This window comes from Pseudomonas sp. Ors-4-3C, from assembly GCF_055755035.1.
Window position 1 is genome coordinate 2,777,946 of record NZ_CM146900.1, and the last position, 19,158, is coordinate 2,797,103.

Sequence of the window (19,158 nt, forward strand, 5' to 3'; positions counted from 1 at the left end):
GTTGGCGGAGGGCGCGACCGAACGGATGTCACACAAACTTCATGTTCGGCGTGTATTCGAGCCAAAAAAAATGACGGCAACCCGAAGGTTGCCGTCATCGGTGTTACGACCGCGCGAGCTTACAAAGGACGACCGATAGCGTTGCAGACGCTGGCGTTGTTGATGTCCAGGTTGTTGCCCGAAGTGTTGGTGATGAAGTTGGCGGTCACAGCGGTTTTCCAGGCATTAGGCACGGCGACGAACTTGTGGGCCTGGGTCGCAGTGTTGTTGCCCGGGTTGCTGTAGTGCTGGGTCAGGAAGGCTTTGACGTCCGCGGCCACGGCTGCATCCTTGTAGCACTGACCGAAGATGAAGTTGGTGTAGGCAGCCAGTTTGTAGCCCGAAGCCGGGTTAGCCACCACTGGCGACCAGTTGGCAGGGTTTGCAACCTGGGCCGGGGTCGAAGGAGCGGACACCGACGACAGTGCGAGAGTGACGTTGAGCGAAGTTGGCTGAACGCCGTTAACGCGAGCAACAACAGCGTTGCTGGTGGCGTCGACACCGTCCGGACCGACATAACCGATCGAGCCGTCAACCGCGTTCACGGTAGTGGCGACATCAGAAGTGTTGGCGACGCCGACCCAGTTCGACGGCAGTGCCGAACCGGCTGGCAGACGCGCGTTGGTGAAGGTCGAGTTGGTGGCGAACTGAGTCGGGCAGACCGAGTTCAAGTGACGGCTGAGGATTTCCGAAGTGCCGCTGGAAACGTTGCGGTAAACAACGCGAATCGGTGTGGTGTCAGTCGTGCCGAGCAACTGGCCCCAAGTGGTTTTGGCACCGGAGAACGCATCGCACAGCTGAGCGCTGGTCAGGTTCAGCGCGGTCTGGCCGGCTTTTTTGTACGGGATGGCAACCGAAGTGGCCACCGACGGCAGTTGAATCAGCGGGCCGTACGAAGCGCCGTAGGTGGTGTTGTAGGTGCTGATTTCCGCAGCGCTGAGGATCGAGTCGCTACCGGCGAAGTGCACAGTACCGGTGGTGCCGAAGCCAGTGGCAACGTTGGTCAGGAAGGCAGTCTTGCCGGCACCGCTACCCACGGCGGCGTAGCTGAAGTTGGCAGGCAGGATGCTGTCGGCCGAACCTTTGTACAGAGCGGCTGGCAGAGTAGCGCCACCACCGGTAACGGCCATGGCTTGAGCGGAAGCCAGCGCGGCGACGGTCAGGGAAGCTGCGATCAGAGTGCGCTTGAACATGAAGAATCTCCTTTTCAACGATGGTTGTGAACACAGGTTTTCAGGGGTCTTGCATGACACTGGGAAGACTCACCGCCGACCTTCGCAAGCGGGGTCCGTGGTTAAGTCGCACTGAGAAATTCGCAGTTTCCGGTGACAGATAAAGGAAAAAACCTCGGGAGCTGCGCGCCGATTTTCCGGTGGTTTTCTCGGGTGTTTGCGCGGGATTGCGAGGGGTCTGGATCGGGGGTTTTGCTGAAACTGGCTGCAGCCGTTGCGGGGTGGTTGCAGATGACAGAAAGGAGAACCCGAGGATGGGGGGAATGAGGGTCGGGTGAGGCTGAAGTCCTGGTAAAAAGTCTGAATAATTTATTGCCCTGATGTGCCTCTTCGCGAGCAAGCCCGCTCCCACAGGGGGAACGCATTTCAAATGTGGGAGCGGGCTTGCTCGCGAAGAGGCCAGTCCAGACAACCTCAAACCCTCAGGCACACCACTACTGCACCAATTGATTGATCTCAATGATCGGCAACAAAACCGCCATCACAATCACCAGCACCACCCCGCCCATCACCACGATCATCAGCGGCTCGAGCAACGCGGTCATGCCCATTGCCCGCCGTTCGATATCGCGGGACAGGGTCTGCGCCGCCCGTTCGAGCATCGGCGGCAGTGCGCCGGTTTTCTCGCCGCTGGCGATCAGGTGAATCAATACCGGCGGGAATACGTTCTCCACTCGCAGCGCCGCCGCAAGATTCACCCCTTCACGAACCTTGGCTGTCGCATCGCTGACACTCAGACTCAGGCGATCATTCGGTAGCGTCTGCCGCGCCGCCTCCAGCGCCCGCAACAACGGCACGCCGGCACCGCCGAGAATCGCCAGCGTCGAGGCGAAACGCGCGGTGTTCAGGCCCAGAACGAAACGTCCGATCAGCGGCAATTTCAGCACCCGATGATGCCAACTCAAACGTGCCGCCGGATTGCGCAGGTACAGGCGCCAGCTCCAGAAAGCACCCGCGATCAGCGCCGCACATAGCCAGCCCCACGCCCGAATGAAATCACTGGCGGTGAGCATCGCCAACGTCAGCCCCGGCAAGTCCTGACGCGCCTGGGAAAACGCACTGACCACCTGCGGTACCACATAGCTGAGCAAGAAAATCACGATGCCGATCGACACCAGCCCGACCACGCCGGGGTAGATAAACGCGGTGAGAATCTTGCCGCGCAGGTTGTTGCGCTCCTCGATGTAGTCGGCCAGTCGCTCCATCACCTGCGCCAGATCACCGGACTCCTCCCCGGCGGCGATCAGCGCGCGGTAGATCTCCGGAAAATCCCGTGGCCGTGCGGCCAGCGACTCGGCCAGACGCATGCCGCTGCGCACGTCGGCACGCACCGCGCTGAGGGTGTGGGCGATGTGTTTTTTCTCGGCCTGCTCCACCGTTGCGCTGAGTGCCGCCTCGAGCGGCAGGCTGGCCCCGAGCAGACTCGCCAGTTGCCGCGTAGCCCAAGCCAGATCGTTATCCGACAGGCGTGCACTGAACAGACCACCGCCGCCATGCTGGGCGACGTTGCTCTCCTTGTGCACCGACAACGCGGTCAACCCACGGCTGCGCAACACGCCAAACGCGGCGCCCTGACTGTCGGCTTCCAGATGCCCGGACTCGATCTTGCCAGTGGCGTCGGCAGCTTCAAAACGATAGCGATTCATCAGGCGTCCCGGGTCACACGGAGAATTTCTTCAGGCGCGGTGGCACCGCTGCGAATCCAGCGCTCACCGTCCTCGCGCAGGCTGAACATCCCGGCCTTTGCCGCCGCCGCACGCAAGGCCTGCTCCCCTGCCCCTTGGTGAATCAGGGTGCGGATGTCGTCGTCGATGCAGAACAATTCGTGGATGCCGGTGCGACCGCTGTAGCCGGTGTGATTGCAGGCGGCGCAGCCCACCGGGCGCCACGTCCCCGGCGCTGCTGGGTCTTCCTGTTTGCACTCTTTGCAAAGGCGTCGCACCAGCCGCTGGGCCAGCACACCAAGCATCGACGAGGCCAGCAGAAACGGCTCGACACCCATGTCGATCAAGCGATTGACCGCCGACACCGCGTCGTTGGTGTGCAGCGTCGCCAACACCAGGTGACCGGTGAGCGACGCCTGCACGGCGATTTGTGCAGTTTCCAGATCGCGGATCTCGCCGATCATGATGATGTCCGGGTCCTGGCGCAGAATCGCCCGCAAGGCCAGGGCAAACGTCATGTCGATCTTGGCGTTGACCTGAATCTGGCTGATCCCCGGCAGGTCGTACTCCACCGGGTCCTCGACGGTAAGGATATTGCTGGTGCTGGCATCCAGGCGCGCCAGCGCAGCGTACAGGCTGGTGGTCTTGCCGCTGCCGGTGGGTCCGGTGACCAGCACGATGCCGTGGGGCTGGCGGATCAAATGATCGAGTTTGGCCAGCACCTGCGCATCCATGCCCAGGGTTTCCAGATGCAGGCGCCCGGCCTGCTTGTCGAGCAAGCGCATGACAACGCGTTCGCCATGCCCGGTGGGCACGGTCGACACGCGAATATCGATCGGCCGCCCAGCCACACGCAGCGCGATACGGCCGTCCTGCGGCAAGCGTTTTTCGGCGATGTCGAGCTGGGCCATGATCTTGATCCGCGACACCAGCGCACCGTGCAGCGCCTTGCGCGGCGAGACCACATCACGCAGCGTGCCGTCGACCCGGTAGCGCACCACCGAATGGGTTTCGAACGGTTCGATGTGAATGTCGCTGGCCTCGTCGCGCGCGGCCTGGGTGAGCAAGGCGTTGATCATGCGGATCACCGGCGCGCCGTCCTGAGTGTCGAGCAGATCGGTGATTTCCGGCATGTCCTGCATCAGCCGATCGAGATCCACTTCGTTCTCCGCCGCACCGACCACAGCGGCGGCGCTGCCGGTGTCGGCATAAGCCGTGGCGAGCAAGCCGTCGAGCTCGTCGTCGCGCACGCGCTTGAGCGAGGTTTCACCGAACTGGCGCCGCACCTCACTGATCGACCAGCCGGGCGTCGATGGGCACACGGTCAGCACGCCGTCGCACAACAGAATGCGCTGGGCCTTGGCCCAGGCGTAGGGAAGCGCACTCATCTCATGCCCTCCCCAACTCCAGGGTCTGGACATGTTTTTGTGGCGAGGGAGCTTGCTCCCGCTCGGGGGCGAAGCCCCCGTAAATCCGGCATGCAGGGTGTATCTGGAAGAATGGGGTAGCAGGCTTTGGGGCTGCTGCGCAGCCCAGCGGGAGCAAGCTCCCTCGCCACAGGAATGTTTTTCAGCTTGCGGGCCGAGTTCCTGGCCTTGGACCAAGCGTAGGGAAGCGAACTCATCTCAAAACCTCCCCAATCTCTCTGCCTGGAGGTGTTCCTGTGGTGAGGGGATTTATCCCCGATGGGCTGCGCAGCAGCCCCGAAACCTGACTTCCGAATACATCTGACTCACCGCGTGCATTGGCTTTAGGGCTGCTGCGCAGCCCAGCGGGAGCAAGCTCCCTCGCCACAGGAATGTTTTTCAGCTTGCGGGCCGAGTTCATGGCCTTGGACCAAGCGCAGGGAAGCGCACTCATCTCATGCCCTCCCCAACTCCAGGGTCTGGACATGTTTGTGTGGCGAGGGAGCTTGCTCCCGCTCGGGGGCGAAGCCCCCGTAAATCCGGCATGCAGGGTGTATCTGGAAGAATGGGGTAGCAGGTTTTGGGTCTGCTGCGCAGCCCATCGGGGATAAATCCCCTCACCACAGAGTAAATTTTCAGATTGATGGAGGGATTCAAAAGCGTGTGCTCCCTTCGATCGGCACAGCCTTGATCGTCGCTCTCGGCCCCGTCCCTGGTGCCACCGCCGGAACCCCCTGCGCCGCCGTCGGCAACTGCGGCGCCTGCATGTCCGGCATTGCCCAACTGCGCTCCGGTTGCAGCCCGCTCTGGGCGCGGCGCATGAAGTCGTAGCGGTTGAGGGTGATGCTGCGCCCCGCTTCGCTGTCGCGGATGATATACGGGCGCAGGAACACCATCAGGTTGGTCTTGGTGATCGCCCGGCGTTCGTTGCGAAACAGTGCACCGATCCCCGGCAGCGTCCCCAGCCATGGCACCGCTTCGTTGCTCTGGCTGTAGCCGTCCTGCAGCAAGCCGCCGAGAACCATGATCTGGCCGTCGTCGAGCAGGATGCTGGTGTCGATCGCCCGTTTGTTGGTGACGATGCCCGCCGACGCCGCGCTGGCCGAAGCGCGCTCGTCGATGCTGCTGACCTCCTGATAGATATCGAGCTTGACCGTCCCGCCCTCGGAAATCTGTGGCCGCACATTCAACTTCAAACCCACCTCTTCACGGGTCACGGTCTGGAACGGGTTGTTGCTGGTGCCACCGCCGCCAGTAACGTAGCTGCCGCTGACAAACGGAATGGTCTGGCCGACAAAAATGCTCGCCGCTTCGTTATCGAGGGTCAGCAGGTTTGGCGTCGACAGCACGTTGGTGCCGCCCTTGCTCTTCAACGCCCGGGCCAACACTTTCAGGTCGAGGATCTTGCCGATGCCGGGGATGTCGACGGTGCCGTTGACGTAGCCGACGTTCAAGCCTTGCGGCAGCACATCGAGACTGGTCTTGCCGTTGAGATTGATCCCTGACCCACCGAGGTTCGCCCCGCCGATCACACCTTTGCCGCCGAGATTACCGGTCTGCCACTGCACGCCAAACTCGCTGGCATCGTCTTCGCCGACCTCAACGATCAGGCTCTCGATCACCACTTGCGCACGGCGCTGGTCGAGCAAATCGATGACCTCGCGCAGGTTGCGATACAACGGGTCCGGCGCGGAAATCAGCAAGGTGTTGGTGGTGGCATCAGCCTGAATCGTCACCCCGCCGGCGCTGAACGCAACGTTCTGTTCACTGGCCTGTTTGCCGGCGCTGCCAGTCGAACTGCTGCCCTGCGCGTAACTGCCGCCGGTGCTGCCAGTGCTCGACGTGGTCGAAGTGTTACCACTGGTTTGCGTGCCGCTCTGCGCGCTCGAACCGCCATTGTTGTTGCCGTTGCTGCCCATGGCACTGAGCACCGAGCGCGCACTGTCGCTGCTGCCGCTGTCGCTCTCGCCAGTCAGCAGTCCGCGCAAGGCCTGCGCCAGTTTCGCCGCTTGCGCGTTACGCAGATAAACCACGTGCAGGTTGCTCGGATTGCTCTGCGCGTTGTCGAGTTTGTAGATCAGATTGCGCGCCAGCTCGGTGCGCTCGGGGCTGCCGGCGCGGATGATGATGGTGTTGGAGCGCGGGTCGCCAATCACCGCGATTTTCTGCGTCGGATCGTTGCCCGGCGCGTCGAGCAGATCCGCGACCATCGGCGCGATGTCAGCGGCGATGCCGTTCTGGATCTGCACCACGTCGGTGTCGATTGCGCTCGGGCTGTCGATGGTCTGGATCAACTGGGCGACGCGAGTCAGGTTCTCGGCGTAATCGGTGACGACGATGGTGTTGTTGCCCGGGTAGGCATTGATCGGGTTGTTCGGCGACACGATCGGGCGCAGCACCGGAATCAGGTTCACCGCGTTCTCGTATTGCAGGCGAAAGGTGCGCGTGAGCATGCCGTTGCCGGCCGGTTTGTCGGCGCTGTAGATCGGCCCGCCGAGCAGTTTCGCATCGGCCTCCGGCACCACCTGCGCGACGCCGCCGACATCGACCACGCTGAAGCCCTGCATGCGCAACGCCGCGAGCAACATGTCGTAAGCCTGGCGCGCCGGCACCTGACCTTCCGACACCAGCGTCAGGCTGCCCTTGACCCGAGGGTCGACCAGAAACTGCTGACCGGTCGAGCGCGACAGCGCACGCACCACCGCTTGAATATCGGCATCGACAAAATTCAGCGTCACCGGCTGATCACCCAACGGGTTGCTCGCCAGCGTGTTGCTGCGCGGAGCCGCGCCACTGCGCGCACGCTCAGTGATGTTGTGCATCTGCCGTGGTTGCGGCGCCGCTTGCGCCTGGGCGCGTTGACGATCGAGCAGCGCATCACCGCTGCGCTGGGTGTTGGCCAGTGGCCGGCCGAGTTCGCTGTCCACCAGCAATGGCGGCTGGTTCGGCGGCGTGGTGGTGTTGCTGCACGCGCTCAACGCCATCAGCAGCATCGGCAACGCCATGCGCGCCGGTTTGGATCCTGACCCCTTCATGAAGCTTCCTTAGCGCCCAGCGCCTGATCCATGCGAACGGTGCCTGACAATGTGCCGGCGGTGACTTCGGTCGAAGCGTTGTCGGCGCGTTGCAGACGGGCCTCGACCACTTGCAGAGAAAGTTGTGCCGGGTTGCTCAACAGCCAGTCGAGCAGCGCATCGGCCGGCGCCGCGTCGAACGTCAACTGCCACGCGCCGGCCTCCCCGGCCTGTAATTGATAGTGCCCGGCCAGACCGCTGGCCTGCAGTGTCTGCTCAAGAGACTGCGCAAGACTTTGCCCCTCGGGGCGTACGCTGACCTCGCGCAACAGCACTTCAAGGGCTTCGGTCTGCGCGCGCAACTTCGGCGTTTCGCTTTGCCAGTAAGTGATTTTTTTCAGCGGCGGCTGGATCAATACGACCCACACCAACAGCGACAGCAGCACCACCACCATGCCGCCGACCATGCGTTTTTCGCGCAGGGCCAGCGCTTGCCAGCGCGCCTGAAGTTGCGCGCTGAAACGCTGCCAACGGGCGCGATAAACCGCGAGCGATGCCTTATTCATCTTCTGCTCCGCTGTCGTCAGCGCTGTCGTCGGGGGTGGTGACTTCGTCGCTCGGGCGCAGCAGCCAGCCTTCATCATCGGCCGTCGCACTGATCCCGACCTGAGCCAATGCGGCTTGCCAATCCTTGTCCTTGTCATTGGCGCTGCGCCGGGCATCCGCCAGCAGACTCAACTGCAAGGTGCCGTCGACAAACGTCAGGCGCTCGACCGTGCCGGCCATGAACGGCATGCCACTGCCGGCCTGCAACACCAGCCGATTGAACGGCTGCGCCGGATCCTCCGCCGCACCCTTCTGCCGCGCCGCCAATTGCTGACGCGCCTGCTGCAGAGGATTGAGGATCACCGGCAACTCGGGGAAGGCCTGCTTCACCCGCTGCGCCATCTGCGCCTTGAGCTGCTGGCCCTGACTGGCTTCACGGGCGGCATACAGGTTCAAGCCGATGACCCACACCGCCACCGCCAATGCGCACAGCCCCAGCGCCCGGCCCCAACCGCGATGCTCGCTGCGCTGCTGTTGCACCGCACCCTGCAGGCCCCAACCGGGCAACGGCCCGGTCCAGCGCTGCGCCTCAGCCATCGGTAATTGCGCTTGCGGCGGCGGTGCCGAACCGATCCAGTGCAGCGGCGTGCCGCAGGTCAGCAGCCAGTCGCCAATCTCGTCGTCGAACAGCGGCTGCACCCGCGCCACCTGCACGCTTTCGCGCAGCAACAAATGCCCGTCCTGCCGACAGGCCACCGTGCCCGGCAGCACCGGCAAGCTATACGCCGCCGGGTACAGACCGCGCAGATTCAGGCCGGCCTGCTTCAGCAGTTGCCCCAAATGCTGCAAACGCTGACGCGGCGCCCAGGCGATCTGCACCTGCCCCGCTTCATCCCGCGAACTGTGAGCGATGTGCATGTCATTGCAGTCGCCGAGCATCAAGGCCTGTGCCGCGCATTGCACCGCCGCTGCGGTCTTGTTCGCCGGCAATGGCGGCAGGTCGATGCTCGCCAGCAGGCTGTCCGCCGGATGCAGAAAACCGCTCAGCGCTGGCTGCTTCGCTGACTGCCCCAGTTGAGTAAAGGTCAGACGCTGCTCACGAATGACCTGCCCCTGCCGGTCCAGCCACGCGCATTCCATCTCACTGTCGAGACTCAACCCCTCCAGTGGCGGCAAACTCACACGCAACTGACTCATACGCCCACCCGCGACCAGATCACCTGCGGCAGCCGATCCTCGCTGCGGTGCAGCAACGCATCGAGACTGACTCGGCGCTGATCACGCCGCGCCTCGCCGCGCAGACGAAACCAGTCGCTGGTGATGCCGACCTTGACGCTGGTCAGCTCCAGATTCGGCATGCGCAAGCGATTGACGAAATCGCCACGGTTGATGAACCAGCGCCCGGCATCGCGCTCATTGATCAGCGCCTGCGCCCGCTCCAGCGACAACCCCGGCACATACGCAGCCAGCACCGGCGCGGTGGCGGTATTACCATTGAGCCAGGTGGTCGCCGGAATCACCGTCAGGTACGGCGCCAGTTTGCCGATGACCGCGTCATTCACGCCCTCGACACTGCGCAGATCATCGACGCTGCGCAGCATCGGCAACTTCGGATTCTGTGGCTTGCGCGACGCATTCGGCGACGTGGCGCGGCCACTGTCAAAGGCGTTTTTGCTCGCTGTGTTTTCGGCAATCTGCGGGTTCAGCAGATACGGATAAGAGCCGATCACCCGCTGACTGATGCGCTGACTCAACCCGGCGCTGATACCGATCAACCCGCACAACCGCTGAAACGCCTGCACCTGCCCCTCGTCGATACGCTCGTTGGCCACCAGATTGCGCAGGTTGAACTTGCCCTGCTCATCCTCCAGCCGCCCCTCGAAACCCTGCGCATTCAAGCGCTGCGCCCACGGCTGATCGAGCCGGGTCAACGGATCACGCTGCCGCGCATCCCAGAGCAATTGCCGGCTGATCTCCAGCCCGCCGTGCAACACCCAGCGCCCCTGCACCCGCTGCTGATCCGCCTCCAGCGCCCGGGTCGAAACGCTCTGCCGGGTCAACATCCCCGCCGCAATCACCGCGACCACCGCCGCGATCAACAGCGCACTGATGATCGCCATCCCCTGCTGGTTCGATTGGCTGTTCATCACCGGCCTTACAGCTGCCAGGAACCGATATCGGCATTCACGCCGTCGCCGTCAGGCTGACCGTCGGCACCGAGAGAAAAGATATCGATCTCGCCATTCGCGCCGGGGTTGAGGTACTGATAAGGACGACCCCATGGGTCATTCGGCAAACGCTCCAGGTACGAACGCCAGTTACTGTTCTTCGCATCCGCCGGCCGCTCCACCAGCACTTTCAAACCCTGAGTCATGCTCGGATAAGTGCCGTGATCAAGGCGATACAACTTCAGCGCCTGCATCAAACCGCCAATATCCTGCTTCGCCGCCGTGGCGCGCGCCTGATCCGGCCGATCCAGCACCTTGGGCACCACCATCGCCGCCAGAATCCCGAGAATCACCACCACCACCATGATCTCGATCAGGGTAAAACCCTGCTGCCCTCGGGGCATCCGGCTCGGTCGTCCGGGCTGTTTGAACTGCGCGATATCCATCTCGACATTCCCTTGGCTTGATTCGATTCGACGCGCAGTGTTGCAAGAAGATATGTCAGGGATGTTGAAAATCCTCGGGAGTTTTCGTCGTCAAGCCGTCAAGGACGCGGGTTAGGGTCGAGGGCTGTGTTCTGGTTTTGGGCCTTATATGCCTACTCGCTCCCGAGAAAGCGGATTCACCCTGATTGAAGTGCTGGTGGCGCTGGCGATCATTGCCGTGGCGATGTCGGCGGCTGTGCGCGTGGCGGGGTTGATGACGCAGAGCAGCGGGATTTTGCGGGATCGCTCGGTGGCGATGATTGCGGCGCAGACACGCATGGCCGAATTGCAACTGGAAGGTCGATTGCCGATAGGAGTAAAGGCGCAGGACTGTGACCAAGGACGCCTGCTATTGCGCTGCGAACAAGCCATCGCAACAGCCGAAAATGGCCGATTACTAAAGGTCGGCATCCAAGTCTTCGACCGCAACCAAGACGCCCCGCCTCTGGCCCGCCTGGAAACCCTATTGAATCGCCCCCTGTAGGAGCTGCCGAAGGCTGCGATCTTTTGACTTTGCCTTTTAAACGCTGGCGTTTATCGAGCCCGCAAATGCGTTCCCTCTGTCCCGCTGCATGTAATCGCGGGGTCTGGGCGAGTATTTAAAAAGTGGAGTTATGCCATCAGCGCGGCGGCGAAAGTATTTGGAGGGAATTTGTTCAAAGCGAAGTGATGCACATAAGCCGGCAGGCATGGCATCATAAGGCCACTATTCATGCGCTGAGACTGAAGATGGAACTGATAAGTCAAGAAAAGATAATGCAGGTCCTTGATTGGGCCTACGAGAGATCTGTGAATGGGTTCTCCGGTCTTGATTCCGCCGAGGAGCTCGCAGCCAGCTACGCCAAGGAAGAAAGCCCTGCTTACGATCAAGCTAACTCACTGATTCGGTGGCAAAACACCAAATCGGCCACCTCAGGCTTCATTACCGGCCTCGGTGGATTGATTACACTGCCCGTAGCGTTGCCCGCCAACATCACAAGTGTGCTTTTCGTGCAAATTCGCATGATCGCCGCCATCGCCCACCTGGGTGGCTACGACGTGAAGGATGACAAGGTAAAGACCCTCGTTTTCGCCTGTCTCACCGCCAACTCCGCCAAAGAAGTGCTGAAAGACATCGGTATTGTCGTGGGCAACAAACTCGCGATGAATGCCGTGAAGTCGATTTCCGGCAAGACCTTGCTCGAGATAAACAAAAAGGTCGGCTTCAAGCTGTTCACCAAGTTTGGTGAAAAAGGCGTGATCAATCTTGGCAAAGCCGTGCCGCTGCTGGGAGGCTTGATTGGCGGAAGTTTCGATGCCTACACGACTAACACCATCGGTAATGTAGCGCGCGATACATTCACACCAAAAGATGTGGCGACTGCATAACGGGCCACCTCAGCGTTAGCTGCATTTCCCGTTTTCAAGGGAATGCAGAGCCAAAATCAGCAAACGCGACAGAGGGGACGGATTTATTTTTCGAAAATAAATCCGTCCCCTCTGTCTTTGGCTCCCACCGGTTTCAGTGACTTACACAAAATCTGCGATCAGCATAAAACCCTGTAGGAGCGAGCCTGCTCGCGAAGGCGCCAGAATGAGCACCCGATCAATCACCAGATGATCCCGACACCCGCATCACCCCGGCAATTGCAAATTATCCAACGCCCGATTCACCGCCAACTCCCCGAGCATGATCAACTGCGCAATCCCCGCCAGCGCATGACGCTGCGACACCGGCAACAAGCTGGCAATGTTCTGCGCGAGGGTTTTGGCCGAAGCGAGGGTTTCACTGGCATCCACCAGCAGCTCTTCGGTTTTGTTGTCCGCCGTCACGGCATACATCCCGCGAGTTTTACGTGGCGGCGGCGTGGAACCGGGCGGACAGAGGTAATGGTCGAGCGCGCGGTCGGCGGCTTCGTGGAGTTTTTTGGAATCGATGGATTCGTAGGGGGAAACCGAGGCGGTTTCGGGCGGGTTGGGTGTTGGTTTGATCATGAGTGAATCTCCAAATCATAGAAAAGGAGCCATCATCTTTCGCTACCAAACGAAGGGGTGGTGGCCATACGAAGGTTGGTAGACCGGTGACTTGGAGAACCGGCGCGCCCGAAGACGCCCTACGCATGGCCACCATAAATACACAGCCCCAAAAGGACCTGTATCGGGTGACGCTATGCGCCAAGTCAAGCCGGGCTACCAAACCCGATCGCTGATTCGTCAGCGACCGGACCACAATAGAACCCACCCCCAAAGCGCACAAGCCGGCGGATTCTGGCGTAGCTGTAGGCAAAGGCGCAAGGATGTGTGGCCTTAGAGAGTGTCGGGAAATGTCTTTTTAAACATTGGCGTTTATCGGTACGTCATTACTGTACGGTCTCATAAAAAAGACCCGCTCTTTATCCCTGGACATCTCCCTGTTCCCTTATATTCGCGAAATTCAATCACTGGGCTATTGTCTGTAAACAAAATGCTTGTAGGAATGAAGCTCAACGCCACGCCGAAAGCTTCATTATTACGGACACCTTTGTTATCCAAACTGAATAAAAATTACAAATTGAGGATCAAGATATGTCTCGATGCACGGCGCCAGTACGCGGACACAGCTCAGCGGCAGCCGCAGCCGCATGCCCCGCGTGCCGATATCGCACCAGTTCCAGATATGGAGGCTATGGCTCGTCCTACTCCTCCTCGGGCAGCAGCGAAAACATCTATCGCAATAGCGGAACCGGTGGCGGTGGAGTAGGTAGATCCAGTAGTAGTTCGAAGCCTCGTTGGTCAAGACCTGAATCGTCTGTGTCGTACACGTCCACCCAAGTGCAGTCGCTAACACCAATCCGGGAAACGATCGAGGCAAAGGCGACGCAGCAAACAGATCTTCGAGATGTCTTTCTATGCCACGCGTGGGATGATCGACAGGGGCCAGCCAAAGAATTACACGAGTTGCTCGTGGCGGCAGGAGTCAAAGTATGGTTCAGCGAAAAAGACCTTGGTCTGGGCGTTCCGATGATGCGCGCGATCGACAAAGGTTTAGCAAATTCGCGAATCGGGCTTGTGCTAGTTACCCCCGCTTTATTAGCCCGTCTACCTAAAGAGAGTGTCGCCGACAAGGAGCTTTCGGCGCTCTTGGCGGGTAACCAGCTCGTTCCTATAGTGCACCAAACAACGTATGAGGCTCTGCGCAACGTAAGTCCCTTGCTTGCCTCTCGCAGCGGCTTGGATACTGCGGAAGACTCGTTGGCGATAGTCGCTGCAAAAATCGCAGAATTGGTCGCGCTTTAGCTTCTTTGCGTTTCCCGGCTTGTTATATGTATAACGCTAATCGATACAAAACTATAAAGCCATTAAACAAACAGATCTGTATCGACCGGGTCTGTTTAACTCTGGCTAAGCACCCACTTCGGACATTCCTTTGGAGGCGGATTTATTTTTTGGAAATAGGTCCACCTTAATTTTCGCCTGATTTTTATTTACTTCGATTTGGCATCTAATTTTTCAAGACAACGACGGCCCTGAGGCCGTCTAATAAAAAACATTTCATCGATCAGGCACATCTGTTTCTAATTCATTTATACGAGCAAGGGCTACATTGCTCCAGCTTTTAAATAAATCAAAAGCGCTCTCACCGCTTAATGCTGTAATGGCTTCCAAGCTCCAATTTTTTTCTGGGTCCAGAAAACCATGAGCCCAATCCACTTCTGCGACAAACATGGAGCGATCACAATCAGATGAAAATGGCCAAGAAACCTGAATAGCGCCCGACACCGCAAATATAATACCGAGCGCAAACCCCTGCACTTCATCATTCCAGTGAAACCACTCGCCCGTCCGATTATGGTCGCGGAGCAACTGGTGTAATGTCTTCTCTGCTGACTTGCCAAACATCCTAGAGTAAAACATCAAATGTAGCTCACTTGGAGAACCAGTTCCTAGATTTGAAAGGCGGATCAAGGGAGACGTTGAAATTCCAATCTTTATAGAGCTAGGCTCTTCACAATATATGAAATATAGTCCCTCACCTGCTTCACCATCTACGGAGTACCCAGTCCGCGGACCGAACAGCACCCATTCCTTATCAAAATTACTCACCTGAACACCTTAGATTTAATAACATTTCATCCTGAACAAAAAGCATATTGTAAATTTTCTGAAAACTTTTACCAATCTCGACCGCAGGAAAACTGCTGGACAGATTAAGGAAAAATTCATAGCGCCTCCTAATTTTTAAATTTGTATACTGCAAGAAAATAAGCTCGCTTCCTAGCAATAACAACATCTGCTGTAGGTGAAAAATTCACTCCGACTGAATGTTTCAGGCACAGCAAGAAGGCTATCCGGCAGTTTGAGTAATAGTCTGCATGTGATTAACGCATCCATGCCAAAAACGCGCTACAAGATCATATCAATGAAGCCGAAAAAGCATGAGGAAAGAGCCTGCTAATGTTTTCCACCTCTATGCTTGCTTATAGAAGCACTCCTTACCTCTAAACCACTAGCCAACTTGCACAGCTTCTCTGCAAATTGAGCTACAGCCTACTTCACTGCCCTATCCCTCGTTGCCGCGAGAACATCAAATGCTTTTTCATACATACTTAGCGGAGTTTTCCCAAACGTGACCGAAGAAGGTGAAAGTATTTGAAAAAAACTAATAAACTTATCTGGATCGTTGTTCGCCGCTAACAGCGCACTCGCCTGCGAGTCATATAGCTCCGCGAGCTGCGAGTAGTACCTAATAAAAGAAATACCCGTTTGAAAAAGAAGAATTGAGATAGCGATAGCACCAAAAGTAAATGCGACAGAAGATATTGCATCCGTCCAACCAACCTGCCTATCCTGCACTAACACCTGCTTAGCATAAGCCGTTTGCGCACGCTCATAAAAAGAAACTAATCGCTCTAATTCTCGCATGTAAGCAGAACGATCTTCGGAAGTGAACTTTTCCTTCCTTACTTCTTCCCCATCCATTCCTCTCCCCATTTCCACGAGGCTATCAGGATAAATTTTTTCGAGGAGATCGCTAGATTTCCGTATGAAAATCCCAGGATCGCGAATTGCATTCATAGAGATTTTTTCACCGAGCCGTCGATAGGAATACTCGTTCGATTGACTTGAGGTATACACCGCAACTACAGCAAAATTAATTAAACATATCAGACCGACAGCGATATATAACCTAGAGCGCCTTGAACGCTTAGCCCTTCCCCTTAAGTCCTCAATTGCAGCACTATAGCTCAAAGCTAGAGATCCTTTTATAAAATACTTAAATATCGATTAACACAAAAAACTTTAAAGAGTGCGACTTATTCTAATCAACCCATTTTTTAGTAACCACTATATTTTCTACCGGATCAAGAGGCTTATCAGCAGGTGTAGATGCTCCTCATCATCCCAAGACACTGCAATTACACCTGAGCGCGAGAGCTCAATCTGAACAGGCCTTGAGTCGTACGTGTAGGCGATTTTAATCTTCTCGATCGGAGCCGCGCCGCCCCGCGTAATCTCTAACAACTTCGCCATTGCGTTCCCCGTCGATGCAATATCGACCCGGTAGCTACTTTCGATGTCGAACGTCACTACTCCAGAAACGATCCGCTTGGCCATGACCCTGGTGAAGCGCTTGTCCGACTTGAGCTGCTGATAAACCGAAGAGATGTCCGGTTTCACTATCTCCAGTGCGAAGTTCGTCCCGGTTGCCGCCCGCATGAGGTCTACGAAGGGCTTCAGATCCTTGGGCGGCGAACTCATGCAGATCGAATAACGATCCGGCCCCAGCGACTCGAACACCATGTCAAAGCTGATGAACGTCGAGTAACTCGACTCGACCGTCTCACCTAGAGGGTTCGTGAACGACTGAGTGATATCCCGCTGCTCGTGATACCGAAAGGTGGCCTTGCCATCCAGGATTTCAAGAATCTCGACACCGAGCCGATTCTCGTCGTTGAACGGCTGCTGTCGAAGGCCATATACAAGGGTCTGAAAGTCAATGCGAGCGGTCAGAACCCAGAGCTTCAGCCGCTTTGACTTCATGCCATCAAGCTCCTTTCGATGTCGTCCAGTGTCTTCTGCGCCGCTTCCTCCAAGCGGATCTTGAGCTTCTGCTCAAACACCGGCTCCGCACGCACCAGATTCTTGGCGTATTTCCCGTTGTTGTAGTTGTAGACCCCTTTCACGATGTAGGAGAAATCGCAGTACTCGGCCTGATTACCAAACTGAGCCTCAAACTGGACGATCTCTGACCCTACAAGCTTCTCGCGAGCAGTCCACCGAATCTTCCACAGGTAAAAACCGTGGCCCTCAAGCTCCATCAGCTGCTTGGACTCCAAGACCCCCTTGCCTTTCAGAGATGCCTTGTCGATGCGGATGATCTTGTGAACCCTGGCTTCTAGCTGGGGCCTCGCCAGCTCGCTTTCAGGGTCACTACCTTCCCCCTCTTCACCCTCATCTTCTGAGTCAAACTCAACCGCATCCTCGATCACCAACGCCTCATCACTGAGATCCAGGTCATCATCATCTCGATCTTTAGGGTTGAATGTGGAGACGTCGACAACATCGACCACCTCCATGTCCTTGAGGTTGCGGATTAAGCTGCGAAGGAAATTTGTCCTGATGCCGGCGTCCGGGATTGCCTCCAGGGAGATGGTGCGGGTCGACACATCCTTTTCAGTGACAATCTCGATCTGGGAATACAACTGATCGGTGATGTCCTTGAATTTCTCGTTCATGGGGCCGGTGATTTTCCAGCCGCTGCCCTGCTTCTCAAGGATGACCTCCGCCGTCTTCTCGACGACCTGGCGGAACTCCGCCTGGCTCAGATCAAGCTTCTGGTATTTGACGGTGAGCTTGAGCTGATCGCCATGGATGGCTACTTCAGCCTGCTCGTGCTGGCCATCCACAAGCCATTCCTTGACGGAGGTAAGCGCGTCGGTCAGCTGATCTTTTGTGACCGCCGTGGTAACGACCACATTCGTGGTCTTCTCACGACTGTCACGGCCACCTACCAGGAGCGACAGGTTCCGATAGTCGTAGTAGTCGTGGAACAGGGCACTGAACCGATTGGCCAGGAATTTTTTGTCTGACTCGTTGGAGATCACAATTCCCCTGGAGAGAAAGACCTTCCGGAGCTCAGCGCTCGTCAGGCTTCGCTGCGTGAGCGCGTCATAGATCGCTTTGTCGGACGCGAAGTACAGGCTACCCATTCTCATGTCAGTCTCGCTCCCAGCCGATCGCTTCGGGCTTATAGTTCGGAATCGCGTGATTCACGATGTCCAGTTCGATCGCCTGCAGTTTCCGCTTGCGATTCTCGTCTTCGCCCCACTCAGTGACGTAGCTGTTGATGGCAGCGTTGAAGTTGCTGAGGATGCTGCTGTGATGGTAGCGATTGGCAACCCTTATCCGGATCTTCAAGTCTTTGTTGGCGTTGAGGATCTGGAACCTGGACAGGGCGTCAAAGAGGTACCGAAACTCGATCTCACTGCTGCCATCGCGGCGATAGTAGATCAGGTAGCCTTCGCTATATGTTTCAGTCGGCTTCATGGCCTTTTCGCAGTACGAGATCACCTCCTTGTGGTGGATGATCATGTACGGCGAAGCGATGAGCTCAGCAGTGGCTGCACGCTCCCAGTACTCGCCACTGGCCTTGTGCAAAACGAGGTCAGGGTAATAGAAGGTGTAGTTGTCCTTCGGAAATGTACGTGCCGCCCTGAGGGCATTCACATCGACCTGCAGCGTCTTCAGGTAATTGATCAGTGAAGGCTCGACGATATGAATCTGCTGAGAATCCTTGATGTGCAGGTTCTCGCCCTTGTAGTCCTTGAAGTGATCGTAGAAATTCTTGTCGTACTCGTCGTCGTGGTTGTACACGAACAGCATCCCACGAACCTCATACCTCTCACGCTTTGCCAGGTGGTAGCGCGTCTGCCACTCCGTCGAAGCACGCGCACAGTCGATGGTCTTGCCCAGGGATTTCAAGGCCTTCTTGATCGAGTCCAGCGTGATTGAGCCCACCGCGTAGCTCTTCAAATCGGTATGAAGGTAGACGGCTTTGTTCAGATAAGGGTCTGCGTACTTGAACACCACGTCAGTCGGGTGCGTGTGCTCAGACTTCTTCAAGGGTGCGTGTGTTTCCTTCTTCACACAGGCGAAGTTGAGGTTGGCAGGACCCTCTTTCTTCCAACGGAAGAAGTTGAAGATGTCGCTGGAAACAAGCTCCGCGAGCCTCGCAATTTTTTCGGTTTCGCCGCCTGACATGGTCGTTCCTGTCACGAAAGATATGCGCAGGACGGTACCGGATAGGGAGCGTTGGCCCCGTGCCGTGAAGGTGCGTCCTTCTTTTAATGTGGCCTCATGCCAGTACAAGTTACCGTAAAACATTGTCCCCGGCCACCAACTGATGTGGAATGCCCGTGCATCACCTGTCGTGGTGAGAGGAGTCCGGAGGTTTAACCCATCTAAAACGCAAATCTTTAAAACCCAGTGAATCCAGGCCAAAAATCGGGAAACCCATTCGCTCTTGAGGCAACTGAGCGTCTTACTGATGCTTTCCATTCACGACGAGCCGCCTCAGACAGACAGAGACCACAAGCAATCGTTGCTCGCCAGCTCTCTGCTACTACAGAGACATTTAAAGCAGCA

Annotated in this window: 17 protein-coding genes; 3 read left to right on the plus strand and 14 right to left on the minus strand. The window is 57.7% G+C overall.

Annotation, left to right across the window (positions count from 1 at the left end):
* Positions 1-119: 119 nt before the first annotated feature.
* From ACVHNU_RS12305 to gspG, 8 genes are all read right to left on the minus strand, one after another.
* Positions 120-1,232: a substrate-binding domain-containing protein gene (locus tag ACVHNU_RS12305; protein WP_473019848.1), complete on the minus strand. Its 1,113-nt coding sequence runs from the start codon at positions 1,230-1,232 to the stop codon at positions 120-122.
* A 473-nt stretch (positions 1,233-1,705) separates the two neighbouring features.
* Positions 1,706-2,917: a type II secretion system inner membrane protein GspF gene (gspF, locus tag ACVHNU_RS12310; protein WP_473019849.1), complete on the minus strand. Its 1,212-nt coding sequence runs from the start codon at positions 2,915-2,917 to the stop codon at positions 1,706-1,708.
* A complete protein-coding gene (gene gspE / locus ACVHNU_RS12315; protein ID WP_473019850.1) occupies positions 2,917-4,323 on the minus strand; it encodes a type II secretion system ATPase GspE in 1,407 nt (468 codons plus the stop codon). The genes gspF and gspE overlap by 1 nt, the downstream gene beginning before the upstream one ends.
* Before the next feature lie 671 nt (positions 4,324-4,994).
* A complete protein-coding gene (gspD, locus tag ACVHNU_RS12320; RefSeq protein WP_473019851.1) occupies positions 4,995-7,376 on the minus strand; it encodes a type II secretion system secretin GspD in 2,382 nt (793 codons plus the stop codon).
* A complete protein-coding gene (gspM, locus tag ACVHNU_RS12325) occupies positions 7,373-7,921 on the minus strand; it encodes a type II secretion system protein GspM (protein WP_473019852.1) in 549 nt (182 codons plus the stop codon). The genes gspD and gspM overlap by 4 nt, the downstream gene beginning before the upstream one ends.
* Positions 7,914-9,098, minus strand: a complete 1,185-nt coding sequence (gene gspL, locus ACVHNU_RS12330; protein WP_473019853.1) for a type II secretion system protein GspL — start codon at positions 9,096-9,098, stop codon at positions 7,914-7,916. Before gspL ends, gspM begins: the two co-directional genes overlap by 8 nt.
* Positions 9,095-10,048 (minus strand): type II secretion system minor pseudopilin GspK, encoded by a 954-nt coding sequence (gene gspK / locus ACVHNU_RS12335; protein WP_473019854.1) that lies wholly within the window; start codon positions 10,046-10,048, stop codon positions 9,095-9,097. The genes gspL and gspK overlap by 4 nt, the downstream gene beginning before the upstream one ends.
* Before the next feature lie 8 nt (positions 10,049-10,056).
* On the minus strand, positions 10,057-10,515 hold the full coding sequence (gene gspG, locus ACVHNU_RS12340; RefSeq protein WP_041062388.1) for a type II secretion system major pseudopilin GspG: 459 nt from the start codon (positions 10,513-10,515) through the stop codon (positions 10,057-10,059).
* Between the two features lie 148 nt (positions 10,516-10,663).
* On the opposite strand from gspG, the gene gspI reads away from it, so the two are divergent.
* Both gspI and ACVHNU_RS12350 read left to right on the plus strand, forming a co-directional pair.
* Complete coding sequence (gene gspI / locus ACVHNU_RS12345) at positions 10,664-11,038, plus strand: type II secretion system minor pseudopilin GspI (RefSeq protein WP_473019855.1); 375 nt, start codon at positions 10,664-10,666, stop codon at positions 11,036-11,038.
* A 245-nt stretch (positions 11,039-11,283) separates the two neighbouring features.
* Positions 11,284-11,922: an EcsC family protein gene (locus ACVHNU_RS12350; protein ID WP_047293947.1), complete on the plus strand. Its 639-nt coding sequence runs from the start codon at positions 11,284-11,286 to the stop codon at positions 11,920-11,922.
* Between the two features lie 246 nt (positions 11,923-12,168).
* On the opposite strand, the gene ACVHNU_RS12355 is transcribed toward ACVHNU_RS12350, so the two are convergent.
* Complete coding sequence (locus tag ACVHNU_RS12355) at positions 12,169-12,528, minus strand: DUF6124 family protein (protein WP_095136351.1); 360 nt, start codon at positions 12,526-12,528, stop codon at positions 12,169-12,171.
* Positions 12,529-13,323: 795 nt separating this feature from the next.
* On the opposite strand from ACVHNU_RS12355, the gene ACVHNU_RS12360 reads away from it, so the two are divergent.
* Positions 13,324-13,809: a toll/interleukin-1 receptor domain-containing protein gene (locus tag ACVHNU_RS12360; protein WP_473019856.1), complete on the plus strand. Its 486-nt coding sequence runs from the start codon at positions 13,324-13,326 to the stop codon at positions 13,807-13,809.
* Positions 13,810-14,064: 255 nt separating this feature from the next.
* Here ACVHNU_RS12360 and ACVHNU_RS12365 read toward each other — a convergent pair whose 3' ends face one another.
* The 5 genes from ACVHNU_RS12365 to ACVHNU_RS12385 all read right to left on the minus strand — a co-directional run bounded on the left by ACVHNU_RS12365 (position 14,065) and on the right by ACVHNU_RS12385 (position 19,071).
* The gene (locus tag ACVHNU_RS12365) at positions 14,065-14,616 is read right to left on the minus strand and encodes a GIY-YIG nuclease family protein (protein WP_473019857.1); all 552 of its coding nucleotides are present in this window, start codon (positions 14,614-14,616) and stop codon (positions 14,065-14,067) included.
* A gap of 444 nt (positions 14,617-15,060) precedes the next feature.
* A complete protein-coding gene (locus ACVHNU_RS12370) occupies positions 15,061-15,588 on the minus strand; it encodes a hypothetical protein (protein ID WP_473019858.1) in 528 nt (175 codons plus the stop codon).
* Positions 15,589-15,867: 279 nt separating this feature from the next.
* Entirely contained in the window at positions 15,868-16,554 is a 687-nt protein-coding gene (locus tag ACVHNU_RS12375) for a hypothetical protein (protein ID WP_473019859.1), read from the minus strand.
* The gene (locus ACVHNU_RS12380; RefSeq protein WP_473019860.1) at positions 16,551-17,723 is read right to left on the minus strand and encodes a hypothetical protein; all 1,173 of its coding nucleotides are present in this window, start codon (positions 17,721-17,723) and stop codon (positions 16,551-16,553) included. The genes ACVHNU_RS12375 and ACVHNU_RS12380 overlap by 4 nt, the downstream gene beginning before the upstream one ends.
* Before the next feature lie 7 nt (positions 17,724-17,730).
* Positions 17,731-19,071, minus strand: coding sequence for a PD-(D/E)XK nuclease domain-containing protein (locus ACVHNU_RS12385; RefSeq protein WP_473019861.1), 1,341 nt, complete (start codon positions 19,069-19,071; stop codon positions 17,731-17,733).
* Positions 19,072-19,158 lie beyond the last annotated feature (87 nt).

Excerpts from the sequence above, each read along its gene's own strand:
- gspG (WP_041062388.1), bottom strand. The coding sequence starts at position 10,515 with ATGGATATCGCGCAGTTCAAACAGCCCGGACGACCGAGCCGGATGCCC.
- ACVHNU_RS12380 (WP_473019860.1), bottom strand. The coding sequence starts at position 17,723 with ATGGGTAGCCTGTACTTCGCGTCCGACAAAGCGATCTATGACGCGCTC.
- gspE (WP_473019850.1), bottom strand. The coding sequence starts at position 4,323 with ATGAGTGCGCTTCCCTACGCCTGGGCCAAGGCCCAGCGCATTCTGTTG.
- ACVHNU_RS12385 (WP_473019861.1), bottom strand. The coding sequence starts at position 19,071 with ATGGAAAGCATCAGTAAGACGCTCAGTTGCCTCAAGAGCGAATGGGTT.
- ACVHNU_RS12305 (WP_473019848.1), bottom strand. The coding sequence starts at position 1,232 with ATGTTCAAGCGCACTCTGATCGCAGCTTCCCTGACCGTCGCCGCGCTG.
- ACVHNU_RS12375 (WP_473019859.1), bottom strand. The coding sequence starts at position 16,554 with ATGAAGTCAAAGCGGCTGAAGCTCTGGGTTCTGACCGCTCGCATTGAC.
- ACVHNU_RS12370 (WP_473019858.1), bottom strand. The coding sequence starts at position 15,588 with ATGAATGCAATTCGCGATCCTGGGATTTTCATACGGAAATCTAGCGAT.
- gspL (WP_473019853.1), bottom strand. The coding sequence starts at position 9,098 with ATGAGTCAGTTGCGTGTGAGTTTGCCGCCACTGGAGGGGTTGAGTCTC.
- gspF (WP_473019849.1), bottom strand. The coding sequence starts at position 2,917 with ATGAATCGCTATCGTTTTGAAGCTGCCGACGCCACTGGCAAGATCGAG.
- ACVHNU_RS12350 (WP_047293947.1), top strand. The coding sequence starts at position 11,284 with ATGGAACTGATAAGTCAAGAAAAGATAATGCAGGTCCTTGATTGGGCC.
- gspD (WP_473019851.1), bottom strand. The coding sequence starts at position 7,376 with ATGAAGGGGTCAGGATCCAAACCGGCGCGCATGGCGTTGCCGATGCTG.
- gspK (WP_473019854.1), bottom strand. The coding sequence starts at position 10,048 with ATGAACAGCCAATCGAACCAGCAGGGGATGGCGATCATCAGTGCGCTG.
- ACVHNU_RS12355 (WP_095136351.1), bottom strand. The coding sequence starts at position 12,528 with ATGATCAAACCAACACCCAACCCGCCCGAAACCGCCTCGGTTTCCCCC.
- gspM (WP_473019852.1), bottom strand. The coding sequence starts at position 7,921 with ATGAATAAGGCATCGCTCGCGGTTTATCGCGCCCGTTGGCAGCGTTTC.
- gspI (WP_473019855.1), top strand. The coding sequence starts at position 10,664 with ATGCCTACTCGCTCCCGAGAAAGCGGATTCACCCTGATTGAAGTGCTG.